The sequence below is a fragment of the Dickeya oryzae genome (genome assembly GCF_009372235.1).
Taxonomy (GTDB): domain Bacteria; phylum Pseudomonadota; class Gammaproteobacteria; order Enterobacterales; family Enterobacteriaceae; genus Dickeya; species Dickeya oryzae.
The window spans coordinates 1,139,872-1,160,483 of sequence record NZ_ML762920.1; the positions used below are offsets into that span (position 1 = coordinate 1,139,872).

Genomic DNA, 20,612 nt, shown 5'->3' on the forward strand with positions numbered 1-20,612 from the left:
CCTCAGCGCAGTTTTTGACGCCGGAAAGATGCTTCATCCTGTAGTTAATGCGTTTGTCAGCAGTCTGAAGAGCGCTCAGGCGCCCTTGATTATCGGTATCCCCACACCGTGAGCAGCAACGCCTGCAACGCCAGCGCCACATCCTCGGTCAACACGGCTTCGTCAGGATGATGGCTGATACCGCCCTTACAACGCATAAACAGCATACCCACCGGCCAACGTTCGGCGATAGCGATGGCATCATGCCCGGCACCGCTTGGCAGCAACAGGTTCTCACCTTGTACCTGCATCACCGCCGCCGACAACCGCTGTTGCAGCGTCTCATCGCAGCGGGTGGCCGCAATACGGTAGTACTCTTGTGCATCGAAGGTACACCCGCGCTGCATGGCGATATCCTGCGCCAGTGTCAGCAGCCGTTGTAGCAGGGCATCGAGCGGCGTATCGTCCGGCCCGCGAATGTCCAGCGTCAGGCGTACCTCACCGGGAATCACATTGGCGGCACCGGGCAGGCACTGCAATGTACCAAAGGTTGCCACCAGATAAGGGTCGCTCTCGCGTGTCATCTGCTCTGCCTGCGTCATCCAGCTCGCCGCCGCCGCCAGGGCATCCTGACGTTGTGACATCGGCACGGTTCCGGCATGACCGGCGTGACCGGTAAACGTGCAGTTCAGCCGCCGGGCACCGTTAATAGCCGTGACCACGCCCAGCGCCAGTCCAGCCTGTTCCAGACACGGACCTTGTTCGATATGCAATTCCAGATAGGCCAGAATATCCGTTGCCGGTCGTGCCGCCTGAGCGATAGCGTCCGGGTCCAGCCCAACCTGTGTCAGCGCCTGCGCCACGGTAACGCCGTTGGCATCCGGGCGCGACAGCCAGCCCTCAGGCCAGGTGCCGGTCAGCCCACGACTGCCCAGCAGCGTGACATCAAAACGGGTGCCTTCTTCGTCGCCAAAACCGACCACCTCCAGCGCCACCGGCAGTCGAATACCGTGCTGATGCAGGAATGACACCGTTTCAATCGCTGCCAGCACCCCGAGCATACCGTCGTAACGCCCGGCGTTACGCACGGTGTCCAGGTGTGAACCCATCAGCAGCGCCGGTGCGCCCGGCGTACTGCCTTCATAACGACCGCAGATGTTACCCACACTGTCCTGCCACACCTGCATCCCGGCGTCACGCATCCACTCGCCGGTTTGCTGGTTGGCCTGCATATGCTGTGCCGACAGATAAACGCGGGTGAGCTGATCAGGGGTTTCACTGATGGCCGCCAGTTGATCGCAGCGCGTCATCACCCGTCGGGCGGCGGCCTGCGCATCAAAATCCGTCATCATGCCTTCCATCAGCACCTCGCTCATGTCGACGCCTGCGTGGCGTCGTACACATTCCAGGCCGCCTGCAACGCCGCCCCTTGCACAGAACGGAAGCCAAGACGGTTCAGTACCGCTTCCAGCGCGGTCAGCGTTTGCATCACACAATCTTTGCGCGCGTTGTAGCCCATGGTGCCAATACGCCAGATTTTGCCCTGCAACGGCCCGAACGAGGTGCCGATTTCGATAGCGAAATCTTCCAGCAACAGCTTACGCACCTGCTCACCGTGAATACCCGACGGAATAACCACGCCCAGTACGTTACTCATCTTGTTGGCGATGTCGCCGTAGGGCTGTAACCCCATGCCTTCAATACCAGCCAGCAGCGCCTTACCGTGCAACTGGTGACGGGCGATACAGGCATCCAACCCCTCTTCCAGAATAATGCGCGCACATTCACGGGCGGCGAACAGCATGCTGGTGGCTTCGGTGTGGTGGTTCAACCGCTCCGGCCCCCAGTAATCCATGATCATGCCGAGGTCGAAATAGTTGGAATAAATCATCTCGTCGTCACCGTCCTGATGGTCGGTGGTGCGGATCCCCTGCTCTACGCACTTACGCTGGCGAATCACCGCTTCCATACGTGAACTGAGCGTCACCGGCGAGCTGCCGGACGGGCCACCCAGGCATTTCTGCAACCCGGCAGAGACTGCATCGAGCCCCCAGGCATCGGTTTCCAACGGGTTACCGCCGAACGAGGCAGTGGCATCGGAGTAAAACAGGACGTCATGACGACGGCAGATCTCCCCGAGTTCCGCCAGCGGTTGCAGCATCGTCGTGGAGGTATCGCCTTGTACGGTAAGCAGCAGGCGGGGTTTTACCCGCTTGATGGCATCTTCTATCTGATCGGGCGTGAATACTTCACCCCACGGCACCTCGATGGTGTGAACATCGGCGCGGCAGCGGCGGGCAATCTCGCACAGCAAGTGGCCGAAACGGCCAAACACCGGCACCAGCACCCGGTCACCAGGGCGGATCGCCGAGACCAGAATCGCCTCAATGCCGGCACGGGAGGTGCCGTCTACCAGCATGGTCCAGCGGTTGTCGGTACGGAACAGTTGGCGGTACAGCGCCATCACCTGGTTCATGTACCCGGTCATCGCCGGGTCATACTGCCCGACCAGTTGGCTGGCCATCGCGCGCAATACGCGCGGGTCGGCATTGATCGGGCCAGGTCCCATGAGCAAACGATGGGGCGGATTGATCTGCGCAAACAGGTCGTTAGGCATGTGATGAACTCCTGATGTCCTTGGTAACATGAAAATCGTAATAGCCGATACCGCTCACGGCGCTATAGCCGTACCGAGGCGATAAACTGTTTCAGTTCGGCGGTCTGTGGGTTGGCAAACAGCGCATCGCCGCTCCCTTGTTCCCACACGGTACCCTGATGCATAAACACCACCCGATCGCCCACTTCGCGGGCAAAATTCATCTCGTGGGTGACCAGAATCAGCGTCATGCCTTCAGCCGCCAGTTGCTCCAGCACCTTCAGCACTTCACCCACCAGTTCCGGGTCCAGCGCGGACGTAATTTCATCGCACAGCAGCACTTTCGGGTTCATCGCCAGCGCACGGGCGATCGCCACACGCTGCTGTTGGCCGCCGGACAAATTCGACGGGTAGTAATCGATACGCTCACCCAGCCCGACCTTCTCCAGCATCTTCACCCCCAGTTCCCGGCACTCGGCGGCGCTTTTCCCCAGCACCAGCTTGGGTGCCAGCATCACGTTTTCCAACGCGGTCATATGCGGGAACAGGTTGAAGTTCTGGAAAATCATGCCGATAGAACGGCTGATCTCCCGCGCTTGCGAGTCGCGGTCGGTGACGGTCATTCCGCCCAGCTTGATACTGCCGTCCTGATAGCCTTCCAGCCCGTTGATACAACGCAGCAGGGTGCTTTTGCCGGAACCGCTACGGCCGATGATGGAGATAACCTCGCCCGCATCAATATCCAGATCCACCCCTTTCAGCACGTGGTTCTGGCCGTAATATTTATGAACCTGATTAATGGTGATGAGCGGCATTGAATTTCTTCTCCAGATAACGGCTGTAGTACGACAACGGATAACACAGCAGGAAATAACCCAGCGCCACCAGCCCGAACACCTTAAACGGCTGATACGTGACGTTGTTGAGCATGGTGCCGGCTTTCGTCAGGTCAACAAAACCAATAATTGACGCCAGTGCGGTGCCTTTAATCACCTGCACCGAAAACCCCACCGTCGGTGCAATGGCGATACGCATCGCCTGAGGCGCTATCACCCGGGTCAACGTCTGTGTGAAGGTCAGCCCCAGACAACGACAGGCTTCCCACTGTCCTTTCGGCAACGCCTGTACGCTGCCGTGCCAGATATCCAGCAAGAACGCGCTGGTAAACAGCGTCAGTGCCAGTGAAGCCGCCGTCCACGGGCTGACATCGATACCGAACAACCCCAGCCCGAAAAACGCCAGAAACAGTTGCATCAGCAGTGGGGTGCCCTGAAACACATCGGCGTACAGCCGCGTCAGACGCATCGGCCAGCGGCGTTTCGTCAGGCGCAGCAACAACAGTGGTAACGTCACCACCGCGCCGCCAAAAAATGCCACCAGCGACAGCAACACCGTCCAGCGCCCGGCCAGCAGCAGGTTGCGCACAATATCCCAGTCAGTAAATGTCATCATCAGCGCGCTGTCCCCAGAAAACGTCGCCCGACCAGCAACAGCAGTTGACGCATCAGCATCGACAGCACCAGATAGCAGAGCGTGGTCACCAGATACACCTCAAAACTGAGGAACGTCCGTGACTGAATTAAGTTAGCGGCAAAGGTCAGCTCTTCATACGACACCTGCGATACCACGGAGGAACCGAGCATCACGATGATGCACTGACTGACCAGCGCCGGATAAATCCGTTGCAGCGCGGGCGGCAAAATCACCCGCGTAAAGGTCTGGGTGCGTGATAATCCCAGCACCCTCGCGGCTTCCCACTGGCCCTTCGGTGTCACCTGGATACCCGCACGAATAATCTCCGTGCTGTAAGCGCCCAGGTTCACCAGCATCGCCAGTAGGGCGGCCTGACCGGCGGTGAGTTTGAGCCCCAACCCCGGCAGACCAAACACGATGAAAAACAGTTGCACCACAAACGGCGTGTTACGGATCGCTTCGACGTACAGGCCCCACAGGCGGCTGACGAAGGTTGGCTTACCGCTGCGTAATGCCGCACCGCAAATGCCGATGGCAATCCCGCCCAGTGTTGCCATCGCCGTCAATTGCACGGTGACCCATAAACCGGCCAGTAACTCCGGCCAGTATGGCCACAGCGCCGCGAAATGAAGCTGATAAGTCATGGCGTATCCTTAGGCACCCAGATTGGCTGGCAGCGGCGCTTTCAGCCATTTCTCGGACAGGCCGTTAAGCGTGTTGTCCTTGAGCGCTTTTTCAATCAGTTCGTTGACTTTCGCCTTCAGCGCAGGCTCGTCCTTTTTCAGACCGATAAAGCAGGGCGAGTCTTTCAACATGAATTTGGCGACAGGCGCTTTCTCCGGGTTCTTCTCGGCAATCGCCGCCACTACCAGGTTACCGGTAGCGATATACTGCACCTGACCGGACATATAAGCCGACAGCGTGGTGTTGTTGTCTTCGTAGCGCTTGATATCAGCAGTTTTTGGCGCGATATCGGTCAGCACCATGTCTTCCACCGCACCACGGGTTACCCCGACGGTTTTGCCTTGCAAGGCGTCAGGCGCCGTGACTGTCGTGTCTTTCGGACCGAACACGCCCAGGAAGAACGGTGCGTAAGCGCTGCTGAAGTCGATCACTTTTTCACGTTCCGCATTTTTACCCAGGCTGGAAATCACCAGATCCACCTTGTCGGTTTGCAAATACGGCACGCGGTTGGCGCTGCTCACCGGCACCAGCTGCAACTTTAGTTTCATCTCGCTGGCCAGATAACGGGCCATGTCGATGTCGTAACCCTGCGGCTGCAAATCAGTACCGACCGAGCCAAACGGCGGGAAATCCTGCGGCACCGCGACACGCAATACGCCGCGCTTCTGGATATCCTGCAGTTGATCCGCCATCGCTTGTCCAGCCTGAACCATCAACAGCGCTGCACCGACTACTGCCAAAACACGTTTTCCGATCTTCATTGCTGTGCCCCCGGTTAAGTTAATTTGAAACCAAAGATTCTTCAATAAAAATATTGAAACCTTTGTTGCAGATTAAAAAGCAAAATGCATGCCAGATAATCAACCGGCATGACACGGCGATATGAAGAGAGCAGCACAGGCAGATTCAGGGAATAACGGCAAGTTTCATCGTCAGGAAGCGCGCCCGGCTTTCAACCTGCAGCGCACAATGACAGGGCATTAAAACGGGAATTGATTGCACCAAAATAGAACATTTGCACCAGCGGAGCGCGCAACTACCGCTGTTCCAGCTCGTCGAGTTGCAGGTAAAGATCGGCAATATCGTGGATACGTTGACGCCCTTGCGCCAGCATCTGGTGCAGTAACGCGTTGCTGATGAGGTTGACCAGGCTCATGGCCCCAGCATAGCTGTCAAACGCCGACACGCTATCCAGCGGTGCGCTCAACACCCAGCAAGCCAACGGCGGCAACGCGTGGACTTGCGGCTCACACAGCAGCAACACCGGAATCTGTCGGGTATGCAAGTGCTGCAGCAAAGGCTGAATCAGGCGTGGACGGCGACGGAACGCCACCACAATCACCACGTCCTGCTCGTCGAGGTCCGCCAGTTCCTCCGCCAGCGTCTGGCCGGGCTGCGCCAGTAACGGCACCTGCGGACGGATTTGCAGCAGTTGCTGACGCAGGTGTAATGCCACCGGGTAGCTGTTGCGCAGCCCAAGAATGCAGACGCGCCGGGCCTGCTGCAACGCGCCGATTACTGCACCGAACTGCTGTGGGTCTATCTGGTTGACCCATTGCGTCAGGTTAGCCATCTCCTGCTTGTAATGGCGCGCCAGCAGCGTATTGCCCTGCACCGCGTCCCGATTATCGGTCAACGGCATGCCGCTCTGGCGCAAGGTGCGCAGTTCATCGCGCATCTCGCGGTAACTGGGGTAGCCGAGGCGGCGGAACAGGCGGCTGACCGTCGCTTTGGAAACGCCACTCAGCCGCGCCAGTTCAGCGCTGTTATAGCTGATGAGGTCATCCAGGTGGTCAAAGATAAACTCCGCCACACGCTGCTCCTGCGGCGACAGTTCGCTGTACTGGCTGCGCAACCGTTCATCAATCTGCTTCATGCCTGCCCTTGTCATTATCTAACATCTAAACGCTATAAGTTTGATCGCGTCGGGTTTGAGCGCATTAAGTTTGAGCGCGGTAAGTTTGAGCGCTGTAACTTTTGTTTCATCTTTTCGACGCTATGATGAACATAGCATACAACCGTCGGTCGGCAGCAAGCAGAAAAGATGGAACGGCTTTTGCTTAGCATCGACCACCCTACTGTCCACCAAGAGTCTTACCCTCATGATGCAAAGTAATATCGCCCCGTCGGGCATGGCGGTCACACCGCATCATCTTGCCAGCGCCAGCGCACAGCGTGTGTTACGCGCCGGAGGTAATGCCATCGAAGCGATGGTCGCCGCGGCGGCGGCCATTGCCGTGGTGTATCCCCACATGAACAGCTTAGGCGGCGATGGTTTCTGGCTGATAGTGCCGCCGCAAGGCCAGCCTGTTGCCATTGACGCCAGTGGTGCCGCCGGTTCGCTGGCGACCCGCGCACGCTACGCCGGTGAAAGCCGTATTCCGCACCGTGGCCCCAACGCCGCGCTGACCGTCGCCGGGACGGTAGGCGGCTGGCAGGAAGCGCTAAATTACGCAGCAGAACTGGATCTGGGTGCTCCCCTGCCACTGACACAGTTACTGGACGATGCCATCCACTATGCGCGCCACGGCATCCCGGTTACCCAGTCTCAGGAAGATGCGCTCACCAGTCGCCAGCACGAACTGCGCGATTTCTCCGAATTCTGCCGGGTCTTTATGCCTCAGGGTGCGATCCCCCGTACCGGCAGCCGTTTCACCCAGCCGGATCTGGCCGATACGCTGCAACAACTGGCACAAGATGGGCTGGACAGCTTTTATCGCGGCGCGCTGGCCGCACGCATGACAAAACAGATGGCGGCGCTGGACATGCCGGTCACGCAGGAAGATTTGGCGAATTACCGCGCCCGCCGTACCGTGCCATTGGTGTTGAAACACAGCCACGGCGAGGTCTTCAACCTCGCACCGCCCACACAAGGGTTGGTCTCACTGGCGATTCTCGGCATTACCGACAGGCTGGGGATGGCCGATCTCAGCGACAGCCAGACCATTCACCGGGTAGTGGAAGCCACCAAACTGGCGTTTGGGCTACGCGATACCTACATCACCGATCCGACACTGATCACCCAGGATATTCAGGCCCTGCTGTCCGATAGCCACCTGAAAACGCTTGCGGAAACCGTCAACACCCGCGCCGCCGCGCCCTGGGGCGAGGGCAAAGGGCCGGGCGATACCGTCTGGATGGGCGTGTGCGATCGCCATGGGGTGTCGGTCTCGTTCATTCAGAGTATTTATCACGAATTCGGCAGCGGCATGGTGCTGCCGGGTACTGGCGTGTTGTGGCAAAACCGTGGGGCGTCTTTCAGCCTGGACCCGAACCACTTGCTGGCGCTGGTACCGGGTAAACAACCCTTTCACACACTGAACCCGGCGGCGGCGCGCCTGTCCGACGGGCGCACGATGGTCTATGGTTCGATGGGCGGTGACGGCCAGCCGCAGACACAAGCCGCGTTGTTTATTCGTCATGTGATGCAAGGAGTGCCGTTGCAACAGGCGATTACGGCACCGCGCTGGTTGCTGGGGCGCACCTGGGGGCAGTCGACCGATACGCTCAAGCTGGAGGATCGGTTCATGCCCGCTACCATTGATGCGCTGCGTACCCTCGGTCACGATGTGGAACTGCTTGCCGGATTTAGCGAAACCGTCGGTCACGCCGGTGCGATTGTCCGCCACGTCAACGGCATGCTGGAAGGTGCCAGCGACCCGCGCAGCAACGGCAGCGCAGCCGGTTATTAATCTTTCAACCCGATGAAGGTGCTGATTATGAAAAACAAGGATATCGATCAGGACATGCTGGCCGTGTACCTGCAACAAATGGAAACCCTGATGGGGCTGGACCTGGATGAGAGCCGCCGTCAGGAATTGCACGTCCAGTTCAGCCGCATCGCCGCCATGGCGCAACCGCTGATGGCGTTTACGTTGGATGAGCGTCAGGAAGTGGCGGGGGTCTATCAGCCATGAATCCTGCTCAACTGTCTATTCGCACATTGCAGGCTGAACTGGTGGCAGGCCACCTGTCCGCCACCGACATTGCCCGCGATACCCTGGCGCGCATCGAGCAACATAACCCGACTGTAAACGCATACACCGCCGTCACAGCACAGCGTATGCTGACAGAAGCCAACGGCGTGGACCTGAAACGCCGCTTAGGCGAGCCGCTGCCTGCACTGGCCGGGGTGCCCTATGCGGTGAAGAATCTGTTTGATGTCGCCGGTGAAACCACCCTGGCCGGGGCCAGGTTATTTAGCCAGCGTGCTCCTGCCACTCAGGATGCATTCGCGGTGCGCCAGCTACAGGCACAAGGCGCGCTGCTGTCCGGCCTGCTGAATATGGATGCCTACGCTTACGGCTTTACCACCGAAAACACGCACTATGGCGCGACCGGCAACCCGCACGACCTGACCCGTATCGCGGGGGGGTCGTCCGGTGGTTCCGCCGCCGCGGTCGCCGCTGGTCTGGTGAATTTTTCTCTGGGTAGTGATACCAACGGTTCGATCCGGGTTCCGGCCTCGTTGTGCGGTATTTTCGGGCTGAAGCCGACGTTCGGGCGGTTATCACGTCAGGGAACGCAGCCGTTTGTCGGTAGCCTCGATCACATCGGCCCGCTGGCACGCAGCGTAGACGATCTGGCGCTGGTCTATGACGTGCTGCAAGGCCGCGATCCGGCTGATCGTTTTCAGGCAGATCAACCGCTGCGATCCACGGTGCCGTCATTGTCTGACACCACCCCGCTACGCAGCCGGGTATTGGGGGGCTACTTCGCGCAATGGTGCGATGAGCAAGCCGCCGCGGCTGTGCGACAAGTCGCAGACGCCTTAAACGCCGACAGCGATGTGACACTGGATAACGCCACGCTGGCGCGTACTGCGGCATTTATTCTTTCCGCCAGCGAAGGGGGTAATCAATACCTGCCAGCGCTGCAGGCCACACCGGAGCAATTTGAGCCACTTTCCCGCGAACGGCTGTTGGCTGGCGCGATGATCCCGGCGGCCTGGTATGTACAGGCTCAGCGCTTTCGCGATCATTTCCGCCGTGAAGTGCTGGCGTTATTCAACGATACCGATCTGCTGATTGCGCCAGCGACCCCGTGCCCGGCCACCCCGATCGGTCAGGAAACCATGCGCATCAATCACACCGATTTACCGATCCGCGCCAGCATGGGCATGTTAACCCAGCCCATTTCGTTCGTCGGCTTGCCGGTCGTCACCGTGCCGCTAGCAACCGCCAGCGGGCTGCCGATCGGTGTGCAGTTGATCGCCGCCCCCTGGCGGGAAGACGTGGCGCTACGCGCCGCCTGGCATCTTGAACAACAGGGCATCGCACAGGCGCTGCCACCGATGACGTTTTACCCACAAGGACTTTCCGCATGACATCCGAGAACACACCGTCTGACATTAATATTCCCGAGGTACTGGCTGAGGTCACCGACGCCTTTTACCGTTACGAAAAGGCGCTGACCGGTAACGATGTTGAGGTGCTGGACCAGCTGTTCTGGCACGATGAGCTCACCGTGCGTTACGGCGCGTCTGAAAATCTGTACGGCATCGAGCAGATCCGCGAATTTCGTGCCGCGCGCCCTTCCGCCGGGTTGGACAGGCAGTTGCAAAACACCGTGATCACCACCTACGGCCGTGATACGGCGGTCGCCAGTACCGAATTTCGTCGTGAAGGCAGCGAGAAAATCGGCCGTCAAATGCAAACCTGGCGGCGTACCGTGCAAGGCTGGCGCATCGTGGCGGCTCATGTGAGCCTGATGGTGTAACCCCTGCGCATCCGTGTCGGATAGCGACGGTAGCGGTTACCAGCTATCCGACTTCCCTCAGAGGTGGGAGCCGAAACACAGCCCCCAGCAAGCCCGGTCGTGACACAGCCAGGCGCTATCACCGACAAAAAAGCCAGGCAATGAAACCCATAGGTAACATTGCCTGGCTCATACCGGTAACCCCGTCGGTACAATGAATGCCTTATCGCATCAGCCCTGATAAGGGTGGACCCGATACCAATGCTCGGCGATATCCTGACGGCGACAGACCCATACCCGCTCATGCTGTTGGATATAATCGAGGAAGCGTTGTAACGCCCGAAAGCGTCCCGGTCGCCCCAGCAAACGACAGTGCATACCAATCGACAGCATTTTCGGCGCGTCATCCCCTTCGGCATACAGCACGTCAAAACTGTCCTTCAGGTAATTGAAAAACTGCTCGCCACTGTTAAAACCCTGTGGTGAGGCAAAGCGCATGTCGTTGGCATCCAGCGTGTAGGGAACGATCAGATGCGGTTTCACCTCGCCGTCGGCACGCCGCACCGGCAACCAAAACGGCAGGTCATCACCATAATAGTCGCTGTCGTACAGGAAGCCGCCCTGCTCCAGCACCAGCTGTCGGGTGTGGGGGCTGTCGCGGCCGGTATACCAGCCCAACGGCGGCTGACCGAATAAATCGGTGTGCACGGCGATGGCCTGTTGTAAATGCGCCCGTTCGGTATCGATATCCATATTCTGGTAGTGGATCCAGCGCCAGCCGTGGCTGACCACGTCGTAGTCCGCCGCCTTGATAGCCTCGACCACCGCCGGGTTTCGCGCCAGCGCCATTGCCACGCCAAACACCGTCATCGGCAAACCACGGCGTTGAAACTCCTGATGAATACGCCAGAAACCGGCACGAGAACCATATTCATAGAGCGAATCCATCGACATATGCCGCGCCGGGTAACTGGCTGCCCCGATAATATCAGACAGAAATTGCTCGGAACCGGCATCACCGTGCAGCACGTGATTTTCAGACCCTTCTTCATAATTCAGAACAAATTGCACCGCGATACGTGCCTGTCCAGGCCAGCGGGCATGCGGCGGTTTTCCGGCATAACCAATCAGATCGCGCGGGTAGTCCGGGTCTGTACCCCAGAGCTGAGAAAGTGTCATGGTCTCTTCCTTATAATGATGACGGCAACGGCGCGCTCATTACTTAGCGCGATCATTGCTTATCATGATCATTACTTATCATGATCAATACTTAGCGCAACGGCGCACATGCGCCGGTTAACGGCTTGTCGAGTGGGTAGTCGAGATCGCCGTGTTTACTGGTGGTCAGTCCCAGCCCAACCAGCGATTCCACCATTTTCACCGCCGCACCGACGCCATCGATCACCGGGATCCCCAACTCCTGCGTCAGTGCCTGTGCCAGATCGGCCATGCCGCCACAACCCAGCACAATCGCACCGGATCCATCCTGCCGTTTCGCTTGTATACACATTTCCCGCACTTTATGTTGTGCCAGACCTTGCCCGTCCTCCAGTGCCAGCACCGGCAAATCGATCGCGTGCAGTGCGGCGCAGTGGTGCTCGAAACCGTAACGCTGCAACAGATGACGGGCGATGATGAGCGTGCGCGGCAGCGTGGTGACAATGGAAAAACGCGTCGCCACCAGCGTCGCCAGATGCATCGCCGCCTCCGCTATTCCCACCACCGGTGCGCTTGCCAGCTCCCGTGCCGCCAGCAGACCGGGATCGCCGAAACAGGCGATGACATGACCGCTGACCCCGTGCTCACGCCCCAGCCGAACCTGCTCGAGCACACCCAGCGTCGCCACGGCTTCATCAAAATGCCCTTCAATCGACGGCACGCCCTGCGACGGGCACACCGCCAGAATCTCAGTACCGGCCGAGGCAACTCGCCGTGCCGCCTCACCGATGGTTTCCGTCATCGCCAGGCTGGTATTAGGGTTGATTACCTGAATCACGCATCGGCTCATTCGGCCTGCTCCTTGTTAGGGTGTTCGGACGCGTTGAAATGGCTAAACAGCCGTGAAAAATCCGGTGTGGTCACACTGTCGCCGCCAAAGCGCAGGCTGGCGACGATGTCGTCGAAATGCTGTTGCATGGCAGCAGTCAGCGCCTGCAGATCCCCCTTACGCAGCAGAGCCAGTAAATCCTGATGATCATGACAACGGCAGCCTTGCTGCCAGGGCGCACCATATGCGGCGATCACCAGCGACGATCGGAGCGTTAATTGCGACACCATGCCGGTCAGCACAGTGTTACCGGAAATCGCCTGCAGCTGTATATGAAAAGCGGCCGACAGGCGGATCGCCTCCGGCCCATTACGATCCTGATGGGCTTTTTCTTCTGCCTCCATCAGTTTCTCCAGCGCCGCCAGGTGCGGCGGCTGGCAATGAGCCAGCACAGCAGGCAGGTTAGCGCACTCCATCAGGCTACGGGTTTGAAAGATCTCACGCGCTTCTTCTACCGTCGGTGTCGCTACCTGTGCACCACGTTTGGGCAACAGCGTGATCATTTGCACCGTTGCCAGACGCTGTAACACCTTTCGGATCCCAGTACGGCTCACCCCAAACGCGTCTGCCAACGCTTCTTCCGGCAGACGAGCCCCTGGCAATAACTGATGCTCAACAATCGCGTTTAACAGCGCCTGATAGATAACGTCATCTTTTTGCTCGAAAAATGTCTCTTGTCCGAGACCATAAATATCGTTCATTGGCTTCTTCCGTCATCACGTCACCACCAGATCGTACACAAAAAATAAAATTATTGTATACAAAATTCACCGATCTGGCCCAAATCCTGCAACACCTCACAGGACAGGTTATTCACCTTTATTTTTCATCGTCATCAAAAAAGGAGCAGATTCCATGCCAGAAAATATGACGCCCGCCGGAAGTGCTCCGGCACACTACAGCCCGAGACTGTGCAACGAAGACCTGGCGCCGACACGCGAGCAGAACTGGTCCTGGTACAACATATTTTCCTTCTGGATGTCGGATGTTCACAGTATGGGCGGCTACGTGGTAGCAGCCAGCTTCTTTACATTGGGCCTTGCCAGTTGGCAGGTGCTGCTGTGTTTGCTGGCCGGTATTTGCATCGTGCAGTTGTGTGCCAATTTAGTGGCTAAACCCAGTCAGCTCAGTGGCGTGCCCTATGCGGTGATTTGTCGTCAGTCCTTCGGGGTGTTCGGTGCCAACATTCCAGCGGTCATCCGTGGATTGATCGCCTTCGCCTGGTACGGTATCCAGACCTATCTGGCAGCCAATGCGTTGATGCTGGTGTTGCTGAAATTCGCGCCTTCTCTTACCTCGCTCACCACAAGTCACTGGCTGGGCTTGTCGACGCTGGGCTGGCTGTGCTTTGGCGTGATGTGGCTGTTGCAGGCCATGGTGTTCTGGCACGGCATGAGCGCCATCAAGCGCTTTATCGATGTCGCCGGCCCGGCGGTTTACGTGGTCATGCTGGCACTGGCCGGGTGGATTGTATACAAAACCGGACTGGAGAATATCTCTTTCACCCTGAGCAGCAAATCGCTCAGCGGCGGCGAGCAGATCTGGCAGATGATCACCGCGACCGCGTTGGTGGTGTCCTACTTCTCCGGTCCGTTACTGAACTTTGGTGACTTTTCCCGCTACGGTAAAAGCATGCAGGAGATCCACCGCGGTAACCGCTGGGGGCTGCCGTTCAACTTCCTGCTGTTCTCCATCGTCACCGTGGTGATTGTCTCCGGCACCCAGTCCCTGTTCGGTCAAATGATTACCGACCCGATTGAAACCGTCAGCCGCGTCGGCAACAGCGTGGCAGTCGCGTTGGGCCTGCTGACCATGATTGTCGCGACCATCGGCATCAATATTGTCGCCAACTTCGTTTCCCCGGCGTTCGACTTCTCCAACTGTTCGCCGCAACGCATCAGTTTCCGCACCGGTGGGATGATTGCCGCCGTCGGCTCAGTGCTGCTAACGCCGTGGAACCTGTTCAATTCACCGGAACTGATCCACTACACGCTCGACGTACTGGGGGCATTTATCGGCCCGTTGTTCGGCATTCTGCTGGCTGACTTTTATCTGATCAAAGGCGGTAAGATCGATGTTGACGCGCTGTTCAACGATACCCCGAACGGTCGCTACTGGTACCGTAACGGCATTAACCCCAATGCGGTGCTGGCACTGCTGCCATCGGTCGCGATCGGGCTGGTGATCAGTTTTGTGCCCGCCTGGCATGAGGTTGCCAATTTCAGTTGGTTTATCGGCGTTGGCTTAGGCGCGGGCAGCTACCGTTATCTGGCTCGTCGGGAGAAAGCCCGTACGCCAGCCGCGGCCAGCCTGTCAGGCTTAGTGCTGGGTAAAGAATAAGTCACCGCGCCGGATCGCAACGCATCATCGCGATCCGGCGTTTTATCCTGCCGCTTGCCCTACTTTCGCCCTCGTTTTGCATTCGGTTGTGCCACGACGGTGCGTGTCATACAGACAGCCTCTCGCCCTTTAGCAATAAACCTCAAAGAAACAGACAGTTAAAAAACTGGCATAAGGTTTGAATGTTGTACGCCATCTTGTATACAAACTGGAATGCATTGATGACATCACACACCCCTTATATCGGCCTGACGCTCCCTCAGTGGCAACATCACTACCAGCACGGTTCTGACGTGACTGACACGCTGCTGGCTGTCTGGCGCTCACTGCGCGCCGAAGACCCGGCGTGGATTTATCTGCCAGACGAAGCTGGCGTCCGCGAGCAAATCACCGACCTACTCAGCCGACCCGACGCGAAACACCTGCCGCTGTATGGCGTTCCGTTTGCGGTCAAGGACAATATCGATGTTGCAGGCTGGCCCACCAGCGCGGCCTGCCCGGCGTTTACCTACACCGCGACACAAGACGCCACCGTGGTGGCACGCCTGAAGGCCGCCGGTGCTATCGTGGTTGGCAAAACCAACCTTGACCAGTTCGCTACCGGGTTGGTGGGCACCCGCTCACCGTTTGGCGCGGTGCCTAACAGCATCAAGCCAGAGTATGTCAGCGGTGGCTCCAGTTCCGGTTCCGCCTCGGTGGTCGCTCGCGGGCTGGTACCGTTCGCGCTGGGTACCGACACCGCAGGTTCCGGCCGCGTTCCCGCCGGTTTCAATAATATCGTCGGGCTGAAACCCACCAAAGGCTGGCTGTCAACGCGTGGGGTCATCCCTGCCTGCCGCCTGAACGATTGTGTGTCAGTGTTTGCATTATCCGTGCAGGATGCCTGGCAGGTCACCACACTGGCAGGCGGTTATGACGAGGATGACGCGTATTCGCGCCCCCACCCACGCACCACGCCAGCGAATGTCTCCGCCCGGTTGCGACTGGCGGTACCGCATCCACTGGAATTTTTTGGCGACCAGCACGCGGAGCACGCGTTTCAACAAGCGCTATCCGGTTTGCAGGCGATGGGCGCGACGCTGGAGCCGGTGGACTTCACCCCGTTCACACAACTGGCGCGCCAGCTCTATGAAGGGCCATGGGTGGCAGAACGTACCGTGGCCGTTGGCGCGTTACTGCATGAGCAGCCAGAAGCCATGGATCCAGTGGTACGCGGTATTATCGCTAAAGGTTCCGACTACAGTGCTGGTGAGGTGTTTGCCGCAGAGTACCTGCGTGCGGAACTGGCCCGACACATTGCGGCCACGCTGAACGGGTTTGATGCACTGGTGGTCCCCACCACGCCCACCATTCGCACGCAAGAAGAGATGAAACAGCAACCCGTGCTCTACAACTCACAATTCGGTTTCTACACCAACTTCACCAATCTGGCGGATTTGTGTGGGCTGGCATTACCAGCACCGTTTCGTGAAGACGGCCTGCCCGCCGGTATTACGCTGATTGCACCGGCCTGGCATGACGCGGCTCTGGCGGCGTTTGGTCAACGCTGGCAATCTGCCACGGCACTACCGTTGGGTGCCACCGGTCACTCTCTGCCGCCAATGCCTGCACCACAGGTGCCGTCGCCCCACCATGTACGGCTGGCTGTAGTGGGCGCTCACTTAACAGGGATGCCGCTCAACTTTCAATTGACTACCCGCGATGCCGTCAAAGTGGAAGAGACCGTCACCAGCGCCGACTACCGTCTGTACGCACTGGCAAATACCCATCCCCCCAAACCGGGGCTGGTCAACACCGGGCAAGGGCAACCCATTGCGGTAGAACTGTGGGATATTCCGCTGGCGCGTTTCGGTGAATTCGTTGCCGAGATCCCGCCGCCGCTCGGTATCGGTACGCTGACACTGGCAGACGGACGCCAGGTCAAGGGGTTCATCTGTGAACCCGCAGCGCTGGACGGTGCCGAGGACATTACCGCATTCGGTGGCTGGCGTGCCTTTGTCGCTCAGCGTTCATCGACCTGACTCTGGGAGGAAACCCCATGCAATTCGCCGCGCCTGACACACCGACAACGCGTCGCCAAAGTAAGCCACTGGTATTGGCAGAGCAGGTTTATTTACAGCTGAAACAGGATATCTTCGATTTCCGGTTACTGCCGGGAGATCGCTTTACGGAACACGAATTGGTTGAACGCCTGTCAGTCAGCCGTACACCGATCCGTCAGGCGTTGTTTCGGCTGGAAACCGAAGGGTTTGTGCGTGTTTACTACCGCAGTGGCTGGCAGGTTAAGCCGTTCGACTTCGCGTACTTCGAAGAGCTATATGACCTGCGCATCGTACTGGAGCGCGAAGCAGTACAACGGTTGTGCGCACTGCCGTCAGAGGCGTGTACCACGCTGCTTCAGCCTCTGCGTCAGTACTGGATAGACGAACCGCAACAGGAAGACGGCAAGCAGGTTTCACAGCAGGATGAAGCCTTTCACCTGGCATTGGTCGCTGCCATCGGCAACCGTGAAATGGCGCGCGTCCATCGCGATGTTACGGAGAAAATCCGCCTTATCCGTCGGCTGGATTTCTCCCGACAGGACCGAATTCAGGCAACGTATCAGGAGCATAGCGCCATCCTGCAAGCTATCTTCATTCAGAATACAGAGCAGGCCTGTCAGCGCCTTACGCAGCATATTGCTGATAGCAAAGCGGAGGTGCGCAACATTACGTTGCATCTGCTACAACAGGCCAGGGATCAGACGGTGATTTGATATCTCTTTTGATATCTATATAGAGAGCGTCTACTGCCGGGTAATACCCGGCAGTAGACGCTATTTGATGAGTACGATTGTGTTGATAATTCTCCCACCACCAATGACTTATTTATGAAATAAATAATCAGAATCATCTGATTACCCCCCTCATCTATTCCGTCATGCCGAACACTATTATCCCTGCATTAATGGCAATCAAACTTCTGATGATCCCCCGCCTGCAACCTTCTACTTATCAGCGGGTAATCGGCTACAACCACAATCTACTCACCGTAATTAACACCACTCACAAAAATATGAAATCGCGATTAAATCAACACATTTCATCGCCTTAAAAACCTCACAGAAATCATTGTTATAAACATAAAATCTCACCTTAAAAAAACACCCGCATAAAAAAACAACAAATATAATCAATCAATTGAATTTAAAAGATAATTGAATTAACAAAAAGACATCCATGTGAAGCAATAAAGCCTAAAAAATCAGTAAGACATTAACGATAAAATAGCGACATCGTGAACCATGGCATCACACAACGTATAACCAAAGGGTTGTCATACCATTCATTTCTGGTTAGGGTATAAAAAGTGTCGCTCACCATGAGGCAGAAATAAGAAAATCAAACCATACAGGAACCCCTTAATTACATGGCAATTAAAATTGAAATAAAACATCTGTATAAAATATTTGGCGAGCATCCCAATCGGGCATTCAAACTGCTGGAACAAGGGATGAACAAAGACCAGATATTTGAGAAAACCGGTCTGACGGTTGGCGTAAAAGACGCCAGTCTGGCCATTGAAGAAGGCGAGATTTTTGTGATCATGGGATTATCCGGTTCCGGTAAATCCACTCTGGTACGCCTTCTCAATCGCCTGATTGAACCCACTCGTGGCCAGGTGCTGATCGATGGCGAGGATATTTCCCGCCTGCCGGATAGCGCATTGCGTGCAGTACGTCGCAAGAAACTCAGCATGGTGTTTCAGTCTTTCGCACTGATGCCACATCTGAATATTCTCGACAACACCGCATTCGGCCTGGATCTCGCCGGGGTTCCGCGTGAAGAGCGCGAGCAAAAAGCGCATAACGCCCTGCAACAGGTCGGTCTGGAGGCTTACGCCAATGCCTATCCGGACGAACTCTCCGGCGGGATGCGTCAGCGTGTCGGCCTGGCCCGAGCGTTAGCGAATGACCCCGATATCCTGCTGATGGACGAAGCGTTTTCTGCCCTCGACCCGTTGATCCGTACCGAGATGCAAGATGAGCTGATTAAGTTACAGGCTCGTCAGCAACGCACGATCGTGTTCATCTCACACGATTTGGATGAGGCAATGCGCATCGGCGATCGCATCGCCATCATGCACAGCGGCGAAGTGATTCAGGTTGGCACACCGGATGAAATTCTCAATAACCCAGCGAACGACTATGTACGCACCTTCTTTCGAGGCGTGGATATCAGTCAGGTATTCAGCGCCAAAGATATCGCCCGTCGTCGTCCGGTGACGATCATCCGTAAAACGCCGGGCGTCGGCCCGCGATCAGCGTTGAAGATTCTGCAAGAGGAGGATCGTGAGTATGGCTATGTGCTGGAGCGGGGCCGCCAATTTATCGGTGTAGTCTCCATTGATTCACTCAAGCAGGCACTGCGTGAGCAGTTGTCACTGGAGCAGGCCTTGCTGTCGGCGCCAGTACCGGTTCCGGCGGATATGCCGCTTAACGAGCTGATATCTCAGGTGGCACAAGCCCCCTGCGCGGTACCGGTTGTCGGTGAACACCATGAATACCTTGGCATTATCTCGAAAGGGATGTTGCTGCAGGCACTGGATAAGGAGAACACGCTCAATGGCTGATACCACGCACGATTCACTGGAAGAAACCCAAACACCCGATGCAGTGGCCAATACGGCCACGCCACATACACCGAGCCACCCGGCCTCGACCGACCCTTGGGTGGCGGCATCCCAGCCAGCAGACGCTTCATCAGCGGGTAATTCCACCGCACCGGATACCAGCGCCGATCCCTGGAATACGGCTCCGCCACCTGCTGCCAGCGATGTACATCAGAATGCCAGCGACTGGCTGAACACCCCAGCACCGGCGCAGGAACACATTAACCTGATGGACCCGTTCCAACATACCTGGATCCCGCTCGATCGCTGGGTGACAGAAGGTATCAACTGGCTGGTACTGCATTTTCGACCGCTGTTTCAGGGGATTCGGGTACCGGTGGATGTGATCCTGACCGGTTTCCAGCAACTACTGATCAGTGTGCCCGCGCCCATCGCCATTCTGGTGTTCTCACTGCTGGCCTGGCAGATCGCCAGCTTCGGCATGGGGGTAGCGACACTGCTGTCGCTCATCGCCATAGGCGCTATTGGAGCCTGGTCGCAGGCGATGGTGACGCTGGCACTGGTACTGACCGCCTTGTTCTTCTGCATCATCATCGGGTTACCACTGGGCATCTGGCTGGCGCACAGCGACAGGGCGGCTCGTGTTGTTCGGCCCCTGCTGGATGCAATGCAGACCACACCCGCGTTCGTTTATCTGGTACCGATAGTGATGCTGTTTGGCATTGGTAATGTGCCGGGCGTTGTGGTCACCATTATTTTCGCCCTGCCGCCGATTGTCCGTCTGACCCTGCTTGGTATCCGTCAGGTACCGGCTGATTTGGTCGAGGCAGCGCAATCCTTCGGTGCCAGCCCGCGCCAAATGCTGTTTAAAGTCCAGTTGCCGCTGGCGATGCCCACCATTATGGCGGGTATCAACCAGACACTGATGCTGGCGCTCTCCATGGTGGTGATCGCATCGATGATCGCCGTCGGTGGGCTGGGGCAAATGGTACTGCGCGGCATTGGCCGTCTCGACATGGGGTTAGCATCCATCGGCGGGGTCGGCATCGTAATACTGGCCATCATACTCGACCGGCTGACCCAATCACTGGGGCAGGATGCCCGCAGTCGTGGCAACCGCCACTGGTCCCACCGTGGGCCGCTAGGGCTATTGCTTCGCCCCTTCATCGCCCCTCGGGCCTGACC

The 20,612-nt window shown here is 57.6% G+C and carries 19 protein-coding genes; 9 read left to right on the forward strand and 10 right to left on the reverse strand.

Annotation, left to right across the window (positions count from 1 at the left end; translation table 11 throughout):
• Positions 1–89: 89 nt before the first annotated feature.
• From hpxK to FAZ14_RS05120, 7 genes are all read right to left on the reverse strand, one after another.
• Entirely contained in the window at positions 90–1,355 is a 1,266-nt protein-coding gene (hpxK, locus tag FAZ14_RS05090; protein WP_153508139.1) for an allantoate amidohydrolase, read from the reverse strand.
• The gene (locus FAZ14_RS05095) at positions 1,352–2,596 is read right to left on the reverse strand and encodes a pyridoxal-phosphate-dependent aminotransferase family protein (protein ID WP_038905404.1); all 1,245 of its coding nucleotides are present in this window, start codon (positions 2,594–2,596) and stop codon (positions 1,352–1,354) included. The genes hpxK and FAZ14_RS05095 overlap by 4 nt, the downstream gene beginning before the upstream one ends.
• Before the next feature lie 62 nt (positions 2,597–2,658).
• A complete protein-coding gene (locus FAZ14_RS05100) occupies positions 2,659–3,390 on the reverse strand; it encodes an amino acid ABC transporter ATP-binding protein (protein ID WP_016941697.1) in 732 nt (243 codons plus the stop codon).
• Positions 3,371–4,024: an amino acid ABC transporter permease gene (locus FAZ14_RS05105; protein ID WP_306763233.1), complete on the reverse strand. Its 654-nt coding sequence runs from the start codon at positions 4,022–4,024 to the stop codon at positions 3,371–3,373. The genes FAZ14_RS05100 and FAZ14_RS05105 overlap by 20 nt, the downstream gene beginning before the upstream one ends.
• 2 nt (positions 4,025–4,026) lie before the next feature.
• The gene (locus FAZ14_RS05110; protein ID WP_016941696.1) at positions 4,027–4,692 is read right to left on the reverse strand and encodes an amino acid ABC transporter permease; all 666 of its coding nucleotides are present in this window, start codon (positions 4,690–4,692) and stop codon (positions 4,027–4,029) included.
• A gap of 9 nt (positions 4,693–4,701) precedes the next feature.
• Positions 4,702–5,493 carry a transporter substrate-binding domain-containing protein gene (locus tag FAZ14_RS05115; RefSeq protein ID WP_016941695.1) on the reverse strand — a complete coding sequence of 264 codons (792 nt, stop codon included), beginning with the start codon at positions 5,491–5,493 and terminating at the stop codon, positions 4,702–4,704.
• Positions 5,494–5,768: 275 nt separating this feature from the next.
• Entirely contained in the window at positions 5,769–6,608 is an 840-nt protein-coding gene (locus FAZ14_RS05120) for a MurR/RpiR family transcriptional regulator (protein ID WP_153508140.1), read from the reverse strand.
• 226 nt (positions 6,609–6,834) lie between these two features.
• Between FAZ14_RS05120 and FAZ14_RS05125 the strand changes: the two genes are divergently transcribed.
• From FAZ14_RS05125 to hpxZ, 4 genes are read left to right on the forward strand one after another with little or no spacing between them, the layout of a single operon-like run.
• Positions 6,835–8,424, forward strand: coding sequence for a gamma-glutamyltransferase family protein (locus FAZ14_RS05125; RefSeq protein WP_153508141.1), 1,590 nt, complete (start codon positions 6,835–6,837; stop codon positions 8,422–8,424).
• A gap of 27 nt (positions 8,425–8,451) precedes the next feature.
• The gene (gene hpxX / locus FAZ14_RS05130; protein WP_016941692.1) at positions 8,452–8,649 is read left to right on the forward strand and encodes an oxalurate catabolism protein HpxX; all 198 of its coding nucleotides are present in this window, start codon (positions 8,452–8,454) and stop codon (positions 8,647–8,649) included.
• Positions 8,646–10,058: an AtzE family amidohydrolase gene (locus tag FAZ14_RS05135; protein WP_016941691.1), complete on the forward strand. Its 1,413-nt coding sequence runs from the start codon at positions 8,646–8,648 to the stop codon at positions 10,056–10,058. The genes hpxX and FAZ14_RS05135 overlap by 4 nt, the downstream gene beginning before the upstream one ends.
• Positions 10,055–10,450 (forward strand): oxalurate catabolism protein HpxZ, encoded by a 396-nt coding sequence (gene hpxZ, locus FAZ14_RS05140; protein WP_016941690.1) that lies wholly within the window; start codon positions 10,055–10,057, stop codon positions 10,448–10,450. Before FAZ14_RS05135 ends, hpxZ begins: the two co-directional genes overlap by 4 nt.
• Positions 10,451–10,660: 210 nt before the next feature.
• Here hpxZ and puuE read toward each other — a convergent pair whose 3' ends face one another.
• The 3 genes from puuE to FAZ14_RS05155 all read right to left on the reverse strand — a co-directional run bounded on the left by puuE (position 10,661) and on the right by FAZ14_RS05155 (position 13,177).
• Positions 10,661–11,608, reverse strand: coding sequence for an allantoinase PuuE (gene puuE, locus FAZ14_RS05145; protein ID WP_012885911.1), 948 nt, complete (start codon positions 11,606–11,608; stop codon positions 10,661–10,663).
• A gap of 91 nt (positions 11,609–11,699) precedes the next feature.
• A complete protein-coding gene (hpxA, locus tag FAZ14_RS05150; RefSeq protein WP_016941688.1) occupies positions 11,700–12,437 on the reverse strand; it encodes an allantoin racemase in 738 nt (245 codons plus the stop codon).
• Entirely contained in the window at positions 12,434–13,177 is a 744-nt protein-coding gene (locus FAZ14_RS05155) for a GntR family transcriptional regulator (protein ID WP_016941687.1), read from the reverse strand. The genes hpxA and FAZ14_RS05155 overlap by 4 nt, the downstream gene beginning before the upstream one ends.
• Positions 13,178–13,331: 154 nt before the next feature.
• On the opposite strand from FAZ14_RS05155, the gene FAZ14_RS05160 reads away from it, so the two are divergent.
• From FAZ14_RS05160 to proW, 5 genes are all read left to right on the forward strand, one after another.
• Positions 13,332–14,816 (forward strand): NCS1 family nucleobase:cation symporter-1, encoded by a 1,485-nt coding sequence (locus FAZ14_RS05160; RefSeq protein WP_016941686.1) that lies wholly within the window; start codon positions 13,332–13,334, stop codon positions 14,814–14,816.
• Positions 14,817–15,037: 221 nt separating this feature from the next.
• A complete protein-coding gene (gene atzF / locus FAZ14_RS05165) occupies positions 15,038–16,837 on the forward strand; it encodes an allophanate hydrolase (RefSeq protein WP_153508142.1) in 1,800 nt (599 codons plus the stop codon).
• 17 nt (positions 16,838–16,854) lie between these two features.
• A complete protein-coding gene (locus tag FAZ14_RS05170) occupies positions 16,855–17,571 on the forward strand; it encodes a GntR family transcriptional regulator (protein WP_016941684.1) in 717 nt (238 codons plus the stop codon).
• Between the two features lie 653 nt (positions 17,572–18,224).
• Positions 18,225–19,427 (forward strand): glycine betaine/L-proline ABC transporter ATP-binding protein ProV, encoded by a 1,203-nt coding sequence (gene proV, locus FAZ14_RS05175; protein ID WP_016941683.1) that lies wholly within the window; start codon positions 18,225–18,227, stop codon positions 19,425–19,427.
• Entirely contained in the window at positions 19,420–20,610 is a 1,191-nt protein-coding gene (gene proW / locus FAZ14_RS05180) for a glycine betaine/L-proline ABC transporter permease ProW (RefSeq protein WP_153508143.1), read from the forward strand. The genes proV and proW overlap by 8 nt, the downstream gene beginning before the upstream one ends.
• Positions 20,611–20,612: the final 2 nt, after the last annotated feature.